The following is an 18249-nucleotide window of genomic DNA, read 5'->3' on the forward strand; positions in this document are numbered from 1 at the left end:
TCCTCCGATCCGCCCCGCCGTCTCCCTGCCAGCCTGCGAGACAGGCGGCATGCAAAACCGAGCAAAACCCCGTTGGTCCCTTCCTTACCGGCTGCGCAACGAAGGCTGGTGGCTGGTCAATCCGCCGCGCGCGAATCCGGTGGCGATCCTCATCCCTTTTGCCCGCAAGCGCCCCCCGACCGTCCGGCTGGAAGCCATCAGGAGGGCCAGGTCATGAAAGCTTTCTTCCCTGCGGCACCGAGCTACTGCAGCCGCTTCGGTGTTGGCGTGCTGCTAGTCGCGCTGGCGGATTTTCTCTTTTACGGCCAGCCAGCCGGCATCACGGTTTTCCTGTTCGCGATCCTGATTGCCGCCGCGGTGGTGGCCATGCACCCCGCCGCCTTCAGCGACGGCAGGCTGTGGGTCAAGCCCACCGCGCTGCTTGTCGCGCTGCTGCCGCTCGCCGAAAATGTCAGCGCGCCGTCGGTATCGATCGCGCTTGCGGCCCTGGTCGTCTTTGCGCTTTCGCTGAGCGGTCGGTTGCGCCATCGCATCGCTCGCATTGCCGGCCAGATCGCACTGTTCGGGCTTGCGGCGCCGTTCCGGTTCGCCAACGACTTCATCCGCTGGCGCAGGACGGCGCGTCGCTTCGGCCGGCGCCGCGTCCGGCTGGCAGCGATCGCCGTCTGGGTCATGCCGCTGACGCTGGGCGCCGTCTTCCTGGCGCTGTTCGGCGCCGCCAATCCGGTCATCGACTACTGGCTGTCGCTGGTCGACCTTCTTAAGCTGCTCGATCTCATCCAGCTCACGAGGATTGCCTTCTGGCTGTTCGTGCTGGTCTGTGTCTGGGCCTTTCTGCGGCCACGCCTGCCGCGTCTGGTTCGTCGCATCCCTCGCGCGACGCCGGCGGTGGTCAGCACTCAAGCTGAGAAAATCACCACCATCGAGGATATCCTGTTCGGCAAACCCGCCATCCTGCGCGCGCTTGTTGTCTTCAACATCCTGTTTGCGCTGCAGACCGGGCTCGACGCCACCTATCTGTGGGGCGGGGTGGCGCTGCCCGATGGGCTGAGCTATGCGGCTTACGCGCATCGCGGCGCCTATCCCTTGATCGTCACCGCGCTGCTTGCCGCCGGCTTCGTGCTGGCGGCGCTCAGGCCGGGAAGCGAAACATCGGGGGATCCGCTCATCCGCCGGCTGGTCTATGCCTGGGTGGCGCAGAACATCATGCTGGTCATCTCGTCGATCCTGCGGCTCGATCTCTATGTCGGCAGCTACGCGCTGACCTACTGGCGCATCGCGGCTTTCGTCTGGATGGGGCTGGTGGCATCAGGTCTTGCGCTGATCATCGCCCGCATAGCGCTCGGAAAATCCAATGAATGGCTGTTGTCCGCCAATCTTCTGACGTTATCTCTGACGCTTTATGCCGGCTGTTTCATCAATTTCGCCGCGCTGATCGCCAATTACAATGTCGACCACTCCCTCGAAATGACCGGCCAGGGCATTTCCCTCGACGCCTGGTATCTGCGCTCTCTCGGCCCGGGTGCGTTTCCGGCGATGGATCGCTTCCTCGATCATCAGAGTCGAGCCGCCAACAATTCGGTCTTCCGCGAACTGGCAGGGCGGCGCGGCAGCGACGAAGACTGGTACCGCACCATTCAGGAAAACTGGCGGGCCTGGAGCTTTCGCGACTGGCGCCTGCTTCGCTATCTCGACAGCAAGGGGTCGCTCGTGCTTCCTCAGCCTTCGCAACCTTCCTTGCCGGGCCGCTGACCGATGCCGCATCACATCCTCGTCGCCGACGATGACCCGCATATCCGCGAGGTGATTTGCTTCGCGCTGGAAAAGGCCGGCATGAAAACGCTTGGGGTGGCCGACGGCGCCGCCGCCTTGCAGGAGATCGGACGCCGCGCGCCGGATCTCGTCGTGCTCGACATTGGCATGCCGGAGATGGACGGGTTGGAGGTCTGCCGGCGGCTGCGGCACACATCCGACGTGCCGGTGCTGTTCCTGTCCGCGCGCGACGAGGAGATCGACCGCATCCTCGGGCTCGAAATGGGCGGCGACGACTATGTGACAAAACCGTTCAGCCCGCGCGAGCTGGTCGCCCGCGTCAACGTCATCCTGCGGCGCGCCCGCCCGGTGCCGCCCGAACCGGCCGACGACAGGCAGTTCGCGCATGGCAAGCTTGCTCTGGCGCCGGCCAGCCACGCCGCCAGCTTCGACGGCAAGCCGCTTGCCCTGACCGGGATCGAGTTCTCGATCCTGAAAGGATTTTTGGCGCGGCCGACGCATGTGCTCGACCGCGACGCGGTGATGGCAAACGCCTATGCCGCCAACATCCATGTCGCCGGCCGCACCGTCGACAGCCATATCCGCAACATCCGCGCCAAGCTGGCGGCGGCGGGTTGCCTGGATGCTATCGAGACTGTGCACGGCGTCGGCTTCCGGCTCGGCCGATGCGGTTGACGGCCTCTCGCAAATGGATCGGCCGCAAATGGCGGCCGCGCCTTGCCACGGTCGTCGTTGCCATCCTGATCCTGGTGATGGCGTTGCCGCTGGTGGGCCTGTTCTTCTTTCGGCTCTACGAGAACCAACTGATCCGCCAGACCGAAGCCGAGTTGATCGCGCAAGGTGCCGCCATCGCCGCCATCTATGCGCAGGACGTGCGCGACGCCGGCATCCCGCCGGAAAAACTCGGCGCGCCGATGGCGCGGGCAAACGGGGATGCGAGCCGAAGCGTCCCTGACCCGCTATACAGGCCGATCGAGCCGCAGCTCGATCTCGCTTCCGACTACGTGCTGCCGACGCGGCCGGCGGCGATGCCTGCCACTATCGATCCCGCCTTCGCCGCCATCGGCGCGCGCCTGTCCGGTGTTCTCGATGCCACGCAGAAAACCACGCTGGCCGGCTTCCGGCTGCTCGACCCCAGCGGCGTCGTCATTGCCGGACGTGGCGAGGTCGGGCAATCGCTTGACGGGGTTGAAGAGGTGCGCGAGGCCCTTGCCGGCCGCTATGCCAGTGCGCTGCGGCTGCGCATTCCCAACCAGCCGGCGCCACCGCTCTATTCGGTCAGCCGAGGCACCAAGGTGCGTGTCTTTGTCGCCCTGCCGGTGGCCATAGACGGTAAGGTCGCCGGCGTGGTCTATGTGTCGCGGACGCCCAACAACATCGTCAAGCATCTCTATGGCGAGCGCGGCAAGGTGACCCTGGCGGCAATCGCCATCCTCGGCGGCACGCTGCTCATCGGCCTGGTCTTCCTGCGCACCGTCAGTCGGCCGATCTATGCGCTGATCGACCGCACCCAGCGCATCGCCGCCGGCGACCGCCAGGCCATCAAGCCGCTCGACCACCACGGCACCTATGAAATGGCGGAGCTCTCCGCCGCCTTCCTCGACATGGCGGAAAAGCTGCAGGCGCGATCGGACTCGATCCAGACCTTTGCCACCCATGTCTCGCATGAGCTCAAATCGCCGCTGACGGCGATCCAGGGTGCGGCCGAGCTGCTGCGCGATTCCGGTTCGGCGATGGACCAGGCCGAGCGGCAGCGCTTCTCCAACAACATCGTCACCGATGCGGGGCGGCTCAATCTGCTGGTGCGCCGGCTGCTCGACCTGGCGCGGGCCGAGAATCTGGCGCCGAGCGGTGAAAGTACCTCGATCGGCGCAGCGCTGGCACTGCTTCCTGTAGACAACAGGCTGGCGGTTCGTGTCGAGGCCGGCGGCGAGATCGGTTTGCGTATATCGGCCGAGAACGCGGCAATCGTGCTTGCCAATCTCATCGACAATTCGGCCAGGCACGGCGCGACGCAGGTGTCGGTCACGGCGGGGAGTGCCGGCGGCAAGGCGACCATCCTGGTCAGCGACGACGGCGCCGGTATTTCGCCGAGCAACCGGGCGCGCATCTTCGAGCCATTCTTCACCACACGGCGCGATTCCGGTGGCACCGGCATGGGCCTCGGCATCGTGCTGGCCCTCCTGAAAGCGCATGATGGTATGATCCGGCTGGTTGACTCCGAACGCGGCACGCGCTTCGAGATTATTTTGCCTGCCGCGTGACTCCCCAATCAGCGGCTCGAACCGGAAAGGGCATAAAAGCGTGCGCTACGACATCGTCATCATCGGCGGGGCCATCGTCGGCTCCTCGATCGCTTATTATCTGCGCGAAGAAGGATTTTCCGGTTCGATCGCACTGATCGAGCGCGATCCGCAATTCGCGCACGCGGCAACGACATTGTCCTGCGCGTCCATTCGCCAGCAGTTCTCCATCCCGGAAAACATTCGCCTGTCGCAGTTCACCCTAAAACTGTTCCGGCGGCTGAAGGAAGAGTTCGGCACTGACGCCGATATCGGCTTTCGCGAGGGCGGCTATCTCATCCTGGCCGGCGAGAACGGCTTGCCGATCCTGAAAGCCAATCACGAGGCGCAGATGGCCGAGGGCGCCGATATCGTGCTCGAGGACGCGGATGCGCTGGTGCGCCGGTTTGCCTGGCTGTCTGCCGAAGGTATCACCGCAGGCGCTTATGGTCGAACTGGCGAGGGCTGGTTCGATGCGCATGCAATGCTGATGCTGTTTCGCAAGGCACTGCGCAGCAAGAAGATCGATTTCATCACCGCCGACGTCACCGGCATCGAGCGGCAAGGCGACCGCGTCACCGGGGTCAGCCTGGACAATGGCGAGACGCTCGAAGCCGGCATCGTCATAAACGCCGCCGGGCCGAATGCCGGCAAGGTCTCGGCGATGGCCGGGTTGGCGCTGCCGGTCGAGCCGCGCAAGCGCAATGTCTTCGTCTTCGAGGCGCGCGAGAAATATCCCGATATGCCGCTGCTGGTCGATCCCTCGGGAATCTATGTGCGGCCGGAAGGCTCTGTCTACATCACCGGCGGCGCCGAGCCGGAAGAGGGCGACGGCCCGGCCGATCCCGCCGATTTCGAGCCGGACTGGCCGCTGTTCGAAGAGGTCATCTGGCCGGTGCTGGCCACCCGCATCCCGGCCTTCGAGGCGATCAAGCCGACGCGCGCCTGGGCCGGCCACTACGACTACAATACTCTCGACCAGAACGCGGTGATCGGCCCGCATCCGCAGGTGACGAATTTCCTGTTCGCCAACGGCTTTTCCGGCCACGGCCTGCAGCAGGCGCCGGCAGTCGGCAAGGCGCTGGCCGAGCTGATCGTGCATGGTGGCTACCGCACGGTGGATTGCTCGGCGTTTGGGTATGGCCGGGTTGCGGAAGGGCGGGCGTTTAGGGAATTGAATGTGATTTGAGGGCAAGCGGGACAGCGCCCCCCTCTGTCCTGCCGGACATCTCCCCCTCATGGGGGGAGATTGCCAGCTTCGGCGCTCTGCTTCTTCCTGCAACGTTGGTGGTTGGCGAAAGCCGAGATGACAGCCGATCTCCCTACTTGAGGGGGAGATGCCCGGCAGGGTAGAGGGGGGCGCGAAGGATCGCTGCCGCCGACCGCCTGCTTAAGCCGCCAGCCTACCCACCTCGAAATACGCCTGCAGCCAGCCCAGCACCCTGCCCCAACCCTCGGCATGCTCGGCCGCCGCGTCGCTCAAGCCGGCAAAGCCGCCATGACAGATGGTGACGCGCGTGCCGGCGGCGATCGGCTGCAGCAGCCAGGCGACCGTCGTTTGCCGCCGGCCAAGCGTGGGATGGTCCCACTCATAGGCCCGCGTCTGCACGATCCGGCGCGGCGCCTCGATGTCGAGCAAGTCGCCGCTCGCTGGCAGGTCCCGGCCGTCAGCCGTTCGAACGGTGAGCTTCCAACGGCCGCCGATGCGAAGATCGGCCGACCAATCGACCATCCGGTAGGTGTCGGCGGACCCCCACCAGCGCTCGACCTCGTCCGTGACCAGGGCGCGGAAGATCCGCTCGGCGGGTGCGCCGATGTCGGCGCTTGCCATGACGGTCTCGCCATTGGTCATGCTGTGGACGACAGGGACATGCAGCATAGGTGCCTCCAAAAGTTTGTTTCGTTGCCGAAACCAAGCTTCAACCCTTCGATGGCGGGCGCTCGAAACCCTTGCCGGTCTCGAGCAGGCTCTTGAGGCTCGCCAGCACCAGCGGCCAGCCGTTGGAGACATTCGGGATCAGCCGGTGCGGGCCGTCGGCCTCGTGGGTGACGGCAAGCTTCATCAACTCGCCGTCCTGTTCGATGGCGAAGGTGCAGCGCGTGTGGCCGTCTTCCTTGACCTCCGGCATCCATTCATTGCGCCATTTGATGACCAGGCGTCGCGGCGGGTCGATTTCGAGGATCTCGCCGCTGTCGGCGACGCGGCCGTCGGGGAAGATCAGTTTCCAGCTGGAGCCGACCTTCCACTCGCTCTCCTGATAGGAGCAGAGGAAGAACCGCCGGTTGAACTCCGGATCGGTCAGCGCCTCCCAGAGTTTTTCGGGCGTGGTACGGATGTAGGTCACGTAAACGAAGCTGTTGCTCATCAGTCTTCCCTTTCGAGGCGTTTCTTCAGGTCGCTCAATGCATCCAGCCGATGTCGCTCGAACTTGCCGATCCAGCGTTCGGCGATCTCGTTGATCGGAACCGGGTTGAGGTAGTGCTGCTTCTCGCGTCCCTTGCGGAGCGCGGTAACGAGGTTGGCTTCCTCCAGGATCGCCAGGTGCTTGGTCACCGCCTGGCGTGTCATGTCCATCTCCGCGCACAGCGCGTTCAGCGTCTGCCCGTTCCGGGCATGGAGATTGTCCAGCAATTGCCGGCGTGTCGGGTCGGCCAAGGCGCGAAAGACGGCATCCATGCTCATGGCTTTAATATGCAACCATTTGGTTGCATGTCAAGATGCAGATTTCACGCCGTTGGCCGCTGGATGCGATCACAGGGGAAAAAATGTCAGCCTTTGCGGGAGAACCAGAAGGCGTCGGGCATGCGCGTCATGCCGATGCGCTCATAGAAGCCGACGGCGTCGGGCATGGAGATCAGGCTGATGGCGACGGACGGTCCGAGTTGCCGCCGTGCCTCGTCCATCAGGCCTTTGCCGATGCCGAGCCCTTGCGCCGATTGGGAAACGGCGAGCTCGGAGATGTAGCAGACCCAGGAGAAGTCGGTGATGGCGCGGGCAACGCCGATCAGCGGCTTGCCCTCCACATCGAGACGCGCCGTCAGCACCAGGTTGGCGCCCGACAGCATCGCCTGCAGGCGGGTGTCGTCATCGACAGGCCGTGTCTCGCCGAGGCCGGATTCGACCAGCACACGGCGGAATTCGGCGATGCCGAGCGCGGGCTCGCGGGCATAGAGGATTCGGGAGTTTTCTGCCATGACAACCAGACTGCACCATCGGGCGGTGAATTCGAAGCCGTTTTGCGCAGGTGGCCAACCTGCACAAACAGTTGCCTTTTATTTGCCCGCGGCTTTGTGTAAACCGTGCCTCAGCAATCCCCCCGAAACAAGAACACGGGCAAAAGCCATGGAAAAATTCACCAAGCTCACCGGCGTCGCCGCTCCCATGCCGATCGTCAATGTCGACACCGACATGATCATCCCCAAGGATTATCTCAAGACGATCAAGCGCACCGGGCTTGGCACCGGCCTGTTCGCCGAAATGCGCTACAATGACGACGGTTCGGAAAATCCGGATTTCGTGCTCAACAAGCCGGCCTACCGCAAGGCGCAGATCCTGGTCGCCGGCGACAATTTCGGCTGCGGTTCGAGCCGCGAGCACGCGCCTTGGGCGCTGCTCGATTTCGGCATTCGCTGCGTCATCTCGACCTCGTTCGCCGACATATTTTACAACAACTGTTTCAAGAACGGCGTGCTGCCGATCACCGTCAGCCCCGAGGATCTCGAAAAGCTGATGGATGACGCCTCGCGCGGCTCCAACGCCACGTTGTCGATCGACCTCGAGGCCAAGGAAATCCGCGGCCCGGATGGCGGCGTGGTCGCGTTCGACCTCGACGATTTCAAGCGGCACTGCTTGCTCAACGGGCTCGACGATATCGGCCTGACCATGGAAAAGGCCGGCGCCATTGCTTCGTTTGAGAAGAAAAACGCCGAACAGCGCCCCTGGGCCTGAAATACGCGGCCTGACCGCAAGGCCGCGCCGACGGCGAGTCTTCGGGTAAGACGAGGGCTTGTCATGACACGTTCGCTTGTTGCCGGCGCCTGCGGGCTGATGATGTCGATCTTGCTTCCGGCAACGAGCCTGTTCGCCCAGCCGCCTGTCATCGACCAGCAGGCGCCGATCCCGTTCGAGGGCGGTCAATTTACCATCACCCAGCAGGAGCCGGACGGCGAAAAGGTGCTCGCTTACGACGGCCAGAAGCTGGCGAGCAATTATGACGTCTTCTTCGACAGGATCGTCAATATCGCCGGCACTAAAGTGGCGCTGGTCGATGTCGGCGACGGCAACATCGACCATCTCTGCGGTCCCCCTGTGATGATCGTGTGGAAGCCGAAAGGCGGCACGATCCAGGGCATCACGGTCGAGCAGGATGGCTGCGGCGCACCGGCGTCGGTGACCGACAATGTCATCTATTTCGTCCCCTATCTGCTGCCGGGCGCCTCCAAGCGGGCGATGCAATGGTCGCCCACCGACGGGCTGACGATTTCGGGCAATCTCACTTACATGCCGGATCCCGGCACGGTCTGGAAAGATGTCGACGTGTCGAAATACGAGGACATGATCGACGCTTTCCACAACGAGGCGGTCTACAGGGACGCCGCGGCCTTGCTTGGCAACGACATGACCGTTCTGGCAGCCAGTTTCCTGGCCGCAGGCGGGACGAAAACAACCGCGTCCGGCATCGTCTATTTCGACGGCTGCGCGCCGCACAATTGCGGCGGCAATCACGGTTTCATGGCGGTCGACGCGGCCAACCAAAAGCTCTATTTCGCCCGCAGCAGCGGCAAGCCCGTGATGGATGCGTGGCCTCCGGTGCAGAGCTGGCCGGCCGAGGTCAAGGCGGCGCTGGACGAGGCGTTTGGCACGCCGCATTAGGGTATATTGATATTCAGGTGATGCCGGCCTGCAAACGGCTGATACCTGCGCTTCCGGTGCTCACGTACCCAAACGTACGCTTATGGGAAGCCACCTTGTTTGGTCGCTTCGCGCCCGTCTTCGACTCCGGCTCGGCCTGACCTGAATCTCAACACACCTGACTCGTTCGAGAACACGGTTGGCCATCCACCTGATGTGACTCAAAGCAACTGGTGTTTTGTTTCCGGAGCGATTGGCTATGATCCGACGAAATGGAGGATGTCATGACTCGTTCGCTTCTTGCCGGCACTTGTGGGCTGGCGCTTCTTCTGCTGACCGGCGCTCATGCCCAGGCCCAGACGCAGACGCCCGCGGCGCAGCTGGCGCCCTCCGCCGAGAAACCGGCCACCGACCAAGGTACAGGCGCCGCCGATGCTTCCGACGACGACAAGCAGGCGCCTGTGCCATTCGAAGGCGGCCAGCTGACCATTACCCAGCCGGAACAGGACGGCGAGAAAGTGCTTGCCTATGACGGCCAACAGCTGGCGAGCAATTATGACGTCTTCTTCGACAAAATCGTCGAGGTCGGCGGCGTCAAGGTGGCGCTGTTCGATGTCGGCGATGGCGGCAATCAATGCGGCCCTGCCACGGTGATCGTCTGGAAGCCGGAAGGCGGCACCATCCAGAGCACGACGGTTGAGCAGGACGAGTGCGGCGCGCCGCCGTCGGCGGTGTCCGACAACGCCATCTATTTCGTGCCCTATCTGTTGCCGGGCGATGAGAAGCCGGCTTTGCAATGGTCGCCGACCGAGGGGCTGACGACTTCAGGCAACCTGACCTACATGCCGGAACCGGGCACGGACTGGAAAGACATCAATCCGGAAAAGTACCAGAACATCATCGACGCCTTCCACAACGAGGCTGTCTACAAGGAAGCGCAAAAGCTGCTCGGCAACGACATGCCCGACATGGCGACCAGCCTGCTGGTCGGCGGCGGCACGGAAAAGACCGCTTCGGGCGCTTTCTACGCCAGCGGCTGCGTGCCGCACGATTGCGGCGGCAATGACGGCTTCATGGCGGTCGACCCGGCCCAGCACAAGCTCTATTTCGCCCGCCGCGGCGACAACGGCCAGCCGAACGCCTGGCCGGCGCTGACGACATGGCCAGCCGATGTGAAGGAGGCGTTGGACAAGGCGCTGGGGTCGGCGAACTAGCTCTTGGCGACCACCACACCTTCGAGATCCGCGATCCTTCGCGCGCCCCTCCGTCCTGCCGGACATCTCCCCCCTCGAGGGGGGAGATCAGATATCCTCCACTTTCGCCAACCTGCGATGCCGAAAAGAGAAATGGGCGGCGAAGCTGCCAATCTCCCTCCTTGAGGGGGAGATGCCCGGCAGGGCAGAGGGGGTGCTGTCCCGCCGACATCGTAGGTTTGCACCGCCAATCCATTGCGAGTTGGCCCATGGCCGGATCAACGCCTTGGCTGCAAGATGATCGCCACGATCCTGCGAGGACACCCATGCGAAAACTCATCTCCACCGGCTCACCATTTGAAAAGACCGCTGGCTATTCACGCGCCGTGGTGCAGGGCGACTGGTGTTTCGTGTCCGGAACGACCGGCTATGACTATGCGACGATGACGATGCCGGATACGGTCGAGGCGCAGACGCGCAATTGCCTGGCGACCATCGGCAAGGCCTTGCAGGACGGCGGCTTCGAGATGGCCGACGTGGTGCGGGCGCGTTACTACATCACCGATGCCGCCTTCGTGGACATCGTCTTCCCGATCCTCGGCGAGATATTCGGCGACGTCAGGCCGGCGGCGACGATGATCGTTTGCCAACTCAACAAGCCGGAAATGAAGATCGAGATCGAAGTGACGGCGCTGCGGCGCACGGCATGAAGGGCGCGCAGGCGATGAAAGTCCTGCGTATCGTTGCCAACATCGAGACATCCGACATCGCGGCGGCGAAGCGCTTCTACCAGGACGTGCTCGGCCTCGACGTGATCATGGACCATGGCTGGATCAGGACCTTGGGCTCGCAAGACAAAATGAACGTGCAGATCAGCTTCGCCGCCGAAGGCGGCTCCGGTTCCCCAGTGCCGGATCTCTCGATCGAGGTCGACGATGTCGATGCGGCGCTCGACGCCATGAAGGCGGCCGGCCTAGCCATCGAATACGGCCCGGCCGACGAGCCCTGGGGTGTGCGGCGCTTTTATGTGCGCGATCCGTTCGGCCGGCTGGTCAACATTCTCTCGCATCGGTGATCGCCGTTGTAACGCGCAGGCTTGCGCGCCGGGCGCTTGGCGTTTAGCAAGGCCGCGGTTCAATTCTTTCCAGGACGGTTCTCCATGGCAACGAAGCATCTTTTCCTGCTCGCCGGCGACGGCATCGGTCCGGAGGCGATGGCCGAGGTCAAGAAGCTGATCGCCGTCATGAACGACAAGCTCGGCAGCGGCTTTGCCACCGAGGACGGTCTGGTCGGCGGCTGCGCCTACGATGCGCATGGCGCAGCGATTTCCGATGCCGACATGGAAAAGGCAATGGCGGCCGACGCAGTGCTGTTCGGCGCCGTCGGCGGGCCGAAATGGGATGCGGTGCCTTACGAGGTGCGCCCCGAAGCCGGCCTGCTGCGGCTGCGCAAGGACATGGAGCTGTTCGCCAATCTGCGCCCCGCCATCTGCTATCCGGCGCTCGCCGCATCCTCGTCGCTCAAGCAGGAGGTGGTCGAAGGCCTCGACATATTGATCGTGCGCGAGCTGACCGGCGGCGTCTATTTCGGCGAACCCAAGCAGATCATCGATCTCGGCAACGGCCAGAAGCGCGGCATCGACACGCAGGTCTACGATACGTTCGAGATCGAGCGCATTTCGGGCGTTGCGTTCGAACTCGCCCGCACCCGCAAGAACCACGTCACCTCGATGGAAAAGCGCAACGTGATGAAGTCGGGCGTGCTGTGGAACGAGGTCGTCACCCAGACCCACAAGGCACGCTACGCCGACGTCAAGCTCGACCACATGCTGGCCGATGCCGGCGGCATGCAGCTGGTGCGCTGGCCAAAACAGTTCGACGTCATCGTCACCGACAATCTGTTCGGCGACATGCTGTCCGACATCGCCGCCATGCTCACCGGTTCGATCGGCATGCTGCCGTCGGCTTCGCTCGGCGCGCCTGATGTGAAGACCAAGAAGCGCAAGGCGCTGTACGAGCCGGTACACGGCTCGGCGCCGGACATCGCCGGCAAGGGCATCGCCAACCCGATCGCCATGATCGCCTCGTTCGCGATGTGCCTGCGCTATTCCTTCGGCATGGTCGATGAAGCCGACCGTGTGGAAGGCGCGATCGCCGCCGTGCTCGACCAGGGCTTGCGCACCAAGGACATCCTGTCCGAGGGCATGACCGAGGTCGGCACCGTTGAGATGGGCGACGCGATCATCGCCAAATTCCTCGGCTGATCGCGTGCCGGTCGACGTCCGCTGGGCGACGATCGACGACGCGACGGCGCTCGCCACCATACTGTGCGAGATGGCCGTGCACTACCGACAGCCGCCGCTCGACCATGAGCGGGCCTTGTTAGCGGCGCGGAAATGGCTCGGCGAGGAAAGCCCGGCCTATCCGCATTTCGCGATGGCCTTCGTCGAGAGCGAGGTCAGCGGCCTAGCCTCGGTGGCGATCGCGCATCCCGGCATCGATCTCGAGCGGTTGCTGTTCCTCAAGGACCTGTTCGTGCGCGACAAGGCTCGCAACGCTGGTGTCGGCCGGGCGCTGATCGGCTTTCTCGCCGGCCATTGCCGGCGCCATGGCATCGGCCGTATCGACTTGACTACCGAGGACTGGAACGAGGGCGCGCTGCGGTTCTACGACCGGCTCGGCGCCGAGCGCCACGGCCAAAAGGTCTTTCTCAGGCTTTCGGGCGAGGCGCTTACGGCGGCTAAATCCTGACGCCCGCCGGCACCGGTCCCCACTGGTTTTCCCGGGCCTGCGTCGGAATCAGCGCGAAGACCAGGATGATCAGGCTGCCGATGGTGGGGATGAGGATCACCAGACTGAGCCAGCCCGACAGGCCGATGTCGTGCAGCCGGCGGACGATCATGCCGAGGCTGGGCAGAAATGTCGCAAGCAGGAAGGTGCCGCACAGGCCAACGGTCACCGCCGCCGATACGTCGCTGTCGAAATGGCCCATATCCGTATCGGTGAACAGACCGATGCCGCCGATGATCAGCAGGCAAACCGTCCAGAACAGGCAGTAGCCCCAATATTCCTTACGGCGGGCGCGGCCGGCGAAGTTGAAGTAGTTCCGCGTCACGCCGCGCCAGAAATAGCTCCACAAATCGGTGGGTTCGGCAGGCCCGGAGGAGCGACCGAAATGCTGGGCCTGGGGTGCACCGGCCGCAGCTTTATTGCCGGCCTGAGGCTGCGCGGCGCTCGTGCCGGCGTCGACGGCCGGGGCTGCGGTCTGGGCGGCGATCGGAAAGACGTCGCGCGCCTGCCCGCCGCCCGGCTGGAACTCGACGGCCGTGCCCTTGGACATGGCGGTTTGCCGGCGCAGGTTCTCGCGGGTGAAGGTGTAGCGGTTGCCGTCGGCTCCGGTGATGAAGCCGAAGCCCTGCTCCTCGTCATAATGAAGCACTTCGCCGCGCATATCCTGCCCCCTCTCGCCACGTCCCGGCCAAGATGTGACACAGGGCCGCGCCTATGGGCAAGGCCGCGTTGGGATGCGGCCCAACGTCTTGCGGGCAGGTGAAGCCGCCCCCAGGCCCTACGAGGGCCGCTTCTTCGCCTTCTTGTGTTTCGGGGCGCCGGTGTTTTCGAACTTCGGCTTGCCCGGCTTTTTGGCCCACGGCTTTGCCTCGAATGCGGCGGGGCGCTGATCAGCCGATGCCGGTGCCGGTGCACGCTTCTCGAATTTGCGCTTCGGCACGTTCGGGTCGAAAGGCGCCTTGCCGCGATGCGGTTTCTTGTCGGGGCCTGGCGGCTGATAGCCGGCCCGCGACAGGTCGGGCGTGCCGTCCAGCCGCTTCACCACGATGTTGTTCTGCAATTTGCGATCGGGACCGATCGCCGCCAGGAAGCGGTCGGCCCAGTCGGCCGCGATTTGCACGAAGGTCTCTTCCGGCTGCATCTTGATGGCGCCGATCTCGCGCTTGCTGATGCTGCCGGCGCGGCACAGCATCGGGATCAGCCAGCGCGGCTCGGCATTCTGCCGGCGTCCGATCGACAGCGAGAACCAGACGCTGGCGCCGAAATCGTCGCGGCGGCTGGGCGCTTCATCGCGGCGTGCGAAGTTTTCGCCCGCCGGTCTTTCACGAGACGGCGTGAACGGCGCGATTTCCAGGAGATCTTCCGGCGCCGAGCGGCTTGAACGGCACAGGCGCACGAAGGCCGCCGCCACCTGTTCGGCGCCATGCTTTTCGAGAAGCTCACCGATGAAGCCGCGTTCCTCATCCTTCACAGGCTCGCTGAAGGCGGGGTCGGCAAGGATGCGCTCATCGTCTCGGCGCAGCACGTCGTCAGCCGAGGGCGGGCTGGCCCATGTCGCCTTGAGGCCGGCATTCTGCAACAGCCGTTCGGTGCGCTTGCGGGCGCTGTTGGGCACGATCAGCGCGCTGACGCCCTTGCGGCCGGCGCGTCCGGTCCGGCCGCTGCGGTGCAGCAGCGTCTCCGGGTTGGTCGGCAGGTCGGCGTGGATTACCAGCTCGAGATTGGGCAGGTCGATGCCGCGCGCTGCGACGTCGGTGGCGATGCAGACTTTGGCGCGGCCGTCGCGCATTGCCTGCAGCGCATGGCTGCGCTCGTTCTGGCTGAGTTCGCCCGACAGCGCGACGACGGAAAAGTTGCGGTTGTTGAAGCGCGCGGTGAGATGGTTGACGGCGGCACGCGTGTTGCAGAACACCAGCGCGTTCTTGGCCTCATAAAAGCGCAGCACGTTGATGATGGCGTTCTCGCGGTCGGCCTGGGCAACGCTCAGCGCCCGGTATTCGATGTCGAGATGCTGCTTTTCCTCGCCGGCGGCCGAGATGCGCACGGCATCGCGCTGATAGCCCTGGGCGAGCGTGGCGATGGAGCGCGGCACGGTGGCCGAGAACATCAGCGTCCGGCGCTCGGCTGGTGCGGCGTCGAGGATGAATTCGAGGTCCTCGCGAAAGCCGAGATCGAGCATTTCGTCGGCTTCGTCCAGCACCACGGCCTTGAGCGCCGACATGTCGAGCGAGTGCCGCGTGATGTGGTCGCGCAGGCGGCCGGGCGTGCCGACGACGATGTGGGCGCCGCGCTCCAGCGCGCGCCGCTCGGTGCGCATGTCCATGCCGCCGACGCAGGACGCCACCGTGGCGCCGGTCAGCTCGTAGAGCCATTCCAGCTCGCGCGTCACCTGCAGCGCCAGCTCGCGTGTCGGCGCCACCGCCAGCGCCAGCGGCGCCGCGGCCTGGGCAAAGCGCTCCGCGTCGCCCAGCAGGGTCGGCGCCAGGGCGAGGCCGAAGGCCACCGTCTTGCCGGAGCCGGTCTGCGCCGACACCAGCGCATCGGCCTGCCCCAGTTCGGGCGCCAGGACCGCCTTTTGCACCGGCGTCAGTTCGGAATAGCCGCGCTTTTCCAGCGCCCTGGCAAGCGCTGGGACAATAGCTTCGAAGTTGGACATCTCACTCTTTCGGAATTCGGGGTCTGCGCTCGCCATCGAGCACGTGCCGGGGCTGACGCAGCGCCAGCCAAACAATCTTGGCTGTTCGTACTTCTTGCCGCCACCATTGTACAGGGCAAGTGGCCGGCCGGCAGGGCAATTGACTCTTGACGCAAACCGCGTAAAAGCCGGCACCGAACAGGACGGTTTCGATGCGCGGCCTTTTGATGGCTCCTCTTGCATTCGATTTCCCTGGCCACAATGCAAATCATTGGGCCGGGCGCGTTGTCGCGTCTTCTCGTTCCAGCAAAACCGTGTTCTTGGCCAAAACTGGCAAAACCACCACCAAAACGGTGTGATTCCCTTGGCCTAACCACCCTCTCCCGGGTCCGGCCCGGGGGACGGAACCCGCTTCGGCCGGCGGGTTTTCTCCAAAAACCGAGCGGAGAGGGACAGGAGATCTTCATGAGTTTCAAGGTTGCGATCGTCGGTGCCACGGGCAATGTGGGCCGGGAAATGCTCAACATACTGGAAGAGCGCGGCTTTCCAGTGAGCGAAGTTGTGGCGCTGGCCTCGCGGCGCAGCCAGGGCACCGAAGTGTCGTTCGGCGACCGCACGCTGAAGGTCAGGGCGCTCGACCAGTATGATTTTTCCGACACCGACATCTGCATCATGTCGGCCGGCGGCAACGTCTCGAAGGAATGGTCGCCCAAGATCGGCAAGCAGGGCTGCGTCGTCATCGATAATTCGTCGGCCTTCCGCTACGACCAGGACGTGCCGCTGATCGTGCCGGAAGTGAACCCGGACGCGATCTCGCTGTTCACGCGCAAGAACATCATCGCCAACCCGAACTGCTCGACAGCGCAGCTGGTGGTGGCGCTGAAGCCGCTGCACGATGTCGCCACCATCAAGCGCGTCGTCGTCGCCACCTACCAGTCGGTGTCGGGCGCAGGCAAGGAAGGTATGGACGAGCTGTTCACGCAGACCCGCGCCGTATTCGTCGCCGACCAGGTCGACGTCAAGAAGTTCACCAAGCGCATTGCCTTCAACGTCATTCCGCATATCGACGTCTTCCTCGACGACGGATTCACCAAGGAAGAGTGGAAGATGGTGGCCGAGACCAAGAAGATGCTCGACCCCAAGATCAAGCTGACGGCGACCTGCGTGCGCGTGCCGGTGTTCATCGGCCATTCGGAAGCGGTCAACATCGAGTTCGAAAAGCCGATCACCGCCGACGAGGCGCGCGATATCCTGCGCGAGGCGCCAGGCTGCCAGGTCTTGGACAAGCGCGAGGACGGCGGCTACATCACGCCGCTGGAATCGGCCGGCGAGGACGCCACCTTCATCTCGCGCATCCGCGAGGATTCGACCATCGACAACGGCCTGTCGATGTGGATCGTCGCGGACAATCTGCGCAAGGGCGCGGCGCTCAACGCGGTGCAGATCGCCGAGCTGCTGGTCGAGCGCGGCCTGATCCAGCCGAAGAAGAAGGCGGCTTAGGTTTCGCTCACGGGCCATATCGCCGCTGCCGCGGCGGGCCCTCCGCGTGGGCGCCGGAAAGCCGGCGGCCCGCGGTCGCGGGCTCGGCCTTTGGCCGGGGCGTTTCTTCCTTCTCCCCTTGTGGGAGAAGGTGGATCGGCGCGTAGCGCCGAGACGGATGAGCGGTGTTCCAGCGGAGTGAGACGTTGGCGTTCCCTTCATGACTAACACTCAGCCCGTAGATATCATCCTGCGTCCGGCCATCGGTTCGGACGCAGCCGCCATCGCGAAGATCATGCGGGCGGCGCTTGGGTCGTTCGACTGGATACCGGTCATCCATACGCCGGCGGAGGACCTTGGCTTCATCTGCGATGTCGTGCTGCCACGGCAGCAGGTGACGGTCGCTGAGGCCGGCATGGCAATTGTCGGCTTCATTGCCGTCGGCAGTGACTGGGTGGAGCAGCTCTATCTCGATCCGGCTTGGACGGGACAAGGCATCGGCAGCCGGTTGCTGATGGAGACGACCACTGCCCTGCCGGTGGTCAGGCTGCACTGCTTCCAAGCCAATACCGGCGCCCGGCGCTTCTATGAGCGCCATGGCTTCATTGCGGAGGGCTTTGGCGACGGCACCAACAACGAGGAAGGCCTGCCCGACATCCTCTTTGTCCGCAGGCGCTGACTCAGCCGGCGCTGTCTTTGGCCAGCTGGCGCAGCAAATCCAGCGCCTCCTCTGCCCGGTCGGCAGGGACGAACAGATGATCGTGATAGAAAGCCGAGACCGGGTTGACGCCCATGCCAGCGGCGGCCAGCCGTGTGGTAATGGCGGCGAGGAAGCCGACGGCTTCCAGCGACGAATGGATGTTCAGCGTCACCATCCGGCAGCGGAAAGAAGCGGTCAGCCCCGCAGCGCTGGCCGCATCCTCGGTCACGATCAGCGTCACGCCCTCGCGCTCGCGAAAGATCATCATCGGTGCGAGGCCTTCCGGCTGGGCAATGCCGGGCGCCAGCGTGGCGAAGACATAGGTGCCGGCCAGCAGTTCCGGCGTCATCGATGCCAGCAGTGTCTTCAGATCGGTCTCGCCGGGCATTTTTTCCTCTCTCGCCTGTACAGGACGCAGGCCCTTCAATATCTTCCGCCGAAGCATGCCGATAGTCCGCAAACTGCACGCACGACATGGCGATGTCGCTGACGGCTGAGCTTGCCCGCCTGTTGCCTCACACAATAGCGATGCTGAGGGCCGATGCC

20 protein-coding genes are annotated in these 18249 nt (G+C 64.3%); 13 read left to right on the top strand and 7 right to left on the bottom strand.

Translation table 11 applies throughout. The features are described from left to right. The first annotated feature begins 213 nt into the window (after positions 1 to 213). The 4 genes from AC07FD_RS35100 to AC07FD_RS35115 are packed head-to-tail and all read left to right on the top strand — an operon-like array spanning position 214 to position 5244. A complete protein-coding gene (locus tag AC07FD_RS35100) occupies positions 214 to 1752 on the top strand; it encodes a DUF4153 domain-containing protein (RefSeq protein ID WP_478353548.1) in 1539 nt (512 codons plus the stop codon). Positions 1753 to 1755: 3 nt separating this feature from the next. Next, positions 1756 to 2448, top strand: coding sequence for a response regulator transcription factor (locus AC07FD_RS35105; protein WP_095083955.1), 693 nt, complete (start codon positions 1756 to 1758; stop codon positions 2446 to 2448). Next, the gene (locus tag AC07FD_RS35110; RefSeq protein ID WP_478353549.1) at positions 2439 to 4037 is read left to right on the top strand and encodes an ATP-binding protein; all 1599 of its coding nucleotides are present in this window, start codon (positions 2439 to 2441) and stop codon (positions 4035 to 4037) included. The genes AC07FD_RS35105 and AC07FD_RS35110 overlap by 10 nt, the downstream gene beginning before the upstream one ends. 40 nt (positions 4038 to 4077) lie before the next feature. Next, complete coding sequence (locus tag AC07FD_RS35115; protein ID WP_478353550.1) at positions 4078 to 5244, top strand: NAD(P)/FAD-dependent oxidoreductase; 1167 nt, start codon at positions 4078 to 4080, stop codon at positions 5242 to 5244. A 201-nt stretch (positions 5245 to 5445) separates the two neighbouring features. Here AC07FD_RS35115 and AC07FD_RS35120 read toward each other — a convergent pair whose 3' ends face one another. From AC07FD_RS35120 to AC07FD_RS35135, 4 genes are all read right to left on the bottom strand, one after another. Beyond that, positions 5446 to 5934, bottom strand: coding sequence for an SRPBCC family protein (locus tag AC07FD_RS35120; protein ID WP_478353551.1), 489 nt, complete (start codon positions 5932 to 5934; stop codon positions 5446 to 5448). A gap of 40 nt (positions 5935 to 5974) precedes the next feature. After that, positions 5975 to 6421 (bottom strand): SRPBCC family protein, encoded by a 447-nt coding sequence (locus AC07FD_RS35125; protein ID WP_478353552.1) that lies wholly within the window; start codon positions 6419 to 6421, stop codon positions 5975 to 5977. Further along, positions 6421 to 6732 carry an ArsR/SmtB family transcription factor gene (locus AC07FD_RS35130; RefSeq protein ID WP_210248228.1) on the bottom strand — a complete coding sequence of 104 codons (312 nt, stop codon included), beginning with the start codon at positions 6730 to 6732 and terminating at the stop codon, positions 6421 to 6423. The genes AC07FD_RS35125 and AC07FD_RS35130 overlap by 1 nt, the downstream gene beginning before the upstream one ends. Before the next feature lie 92 nt (positions 6733 to 6824). Then, on the bottom strand, positions 6825 to 7250 hold the full coding sequence (locus AC07FD_RS35135) for a GNAT family N-acetyltransferase (RefSeq protein WP_478353553.1): 426 nt from the start codon (positions 7248 to 7250) through the stop codon (positions 6825 to 6827). A 148-nt stretch (positions 7251 to 7398) separates the two neighbouring features. Here AC07FD_RS35135 and leuD point away from each other — a divergent pair, with 148 nt between their 5' ends. The 7 genes from leuD (at position 7399) to AC07FD_RS35170 (ending at position 12850) form a co-directional block, all read left to right on the top strand. After that, positions 7399 to 8004: a 3-isopropylmalate dehydratase small subunit gene (leuD, locus tag AC07FD_RS35140; protein ID WP_095083961.1), complete on the top strand. Its 606-nt coding sequence runs from the start codon at positions 7399 to 7401 to the stop codon at positions 8002 to 8004. Positions 8005 to 8067: 63 nt separating this feature from the next. Further along, positions 8068 to 8928, top strand: a complete 861-nt coding sequence (locus AC07FD_RS35145; protein WP_478353554.1) for a hypothetical protein — start codon at positions 8068 to 8070, stop codon at positions 8926 to 8928. A 263-nt stretch (positions 8929 to 9191) separates the two neighbouring features. After that, positions 9192 to 10121, top strand: coding sequence for a hypothetical protein (locus AC07FD_RS35150; RefSeq protein WP_478353555.1), 930 nt, complete (start codon positions 9192 to 9194; stop codon positions 10119 to 10121). A gap of 305 nt (positions 10122 to 10426) precedes the next feature. Next, positions 10427 to 10810 carry a RidA family protein gene (locus AC07FD_RS35155; protein ID WP_478353556.1) on the top strand — a complete coding sequence of 128 codons (384 nt, stop codon included), beginning with the start codon at positions 10427 to 10429 and terminating at the stop codon, positions 10808 to 10810. Between the two features lie 14 nt (positions 10811 to 10824). After that, complete coding sequence (locus AC07FD_RS35160) at positions 10825 to 11175, top strand: VOC family protein (RefSeq protein WP_478353666.1); 351 nt, start codon at positions 10825 to 10827, stop codon at positions 11173 to 11175. A gap of 84 nt (positions 11176 to 11259) precedes the next feature. Further along, complete coding sequence (gene leuB, locus AC07FD_RS35165; protein ID WP_478353557.1) at positions 11260 to 12363, top strand: 3-isopropylmalate dehydrogenase; 1104 nt, start codon at positions 11260 to 11262, stop codon at positions 12361 to 12363. Between the two features lie 4 nt (positions 12364 to 12367). After that, entirely contained in the window at positions 12368 to 12850 is a 483-nt protein-coding gene (locus tag AC07FD_RS35170; RefSeq protein ID WP_478353558.1) for an N-acetyltransferase family protein, read from the top strand. Here AC07FD_RS35170 and AC07FD_RS35175 read toward each other — a convergent pair. Beyond that, a complete protein-coding gene (locus AC07FD_RS35175) occupies positions 12840 to 13550 on the bottom strand; it encodes a DUF805 domain-containing protein (protein ID WP_478353559.1) in 711 nt (236 codons plus the stop codon). The genes AC07FD_RS35170 and AC07FD_RS35175 overlap by 11 nt on opposite strands. Positions 13551 to 13667: 117 nt before the next feature. Beyond that, a complete protein-coding gene (locus AC07FD_RS35180) occupies positions 13668 to 15545 on the bottom strand; it encodes a DEAD/DEAH box helicase (RefSeq protein ID WP_478353560.1) in 1878 nt (625 codons plus the stop codon). A gap of 444 nt (positions 15546 to 15989) precedes the next feature. Here AC07FD_RS35180 and AC07FD_RS35185 point away from each other — a divergent pair, with 444 nt between their 5' ends. Beyond that, positions 15990 to 17024, top strand: coding sequence for an aspartate-semialdehyde dehydrogenase (locus AC07FD_RS35185; RefSeq protein ID WP_477224732.1), 1035 nt, complete (start codon positions 15990 to 15992; stop codon positions 17022 to 17024). A gap of 199 nt (positions 17025 to 17223) precedes the next feature. Then, positions 17224 to 17682 carry an N-acetyltransferase family protein gene (locus AC07FD_RS35190; RefSeq protein WP_478353561.1) on the top strand — a complete coding sequence of 153 codons (459 nt, stop codon included), beginning with the start codon at positions 17224 to 17226 and terminating at the stop codon, positions 17680 to 17682. 1 nt (position 17683) lies between these two features. On the opposite strand, the gene AC07FD_RS35195 is transcribed toward AC07FD_RS35190, so the two are convergent. Further along, positions 17684 to 18091 (bottom strand): ACT domain-containing protein, encoded by a 408-nt coding sequence (locus AC07FD_RS35195; RefSeq protein WP_477392483.1) that lies wholly within the window; start codon positions 18089 to 18091, stop codon positions 17684 to 17686. Between the last annotated feature and the right edge of the window lie 158 nt (positions 18092 to 18249).

It is taken from the genome of Mesorhizobium waitakense, assembly GCF_056431085.1.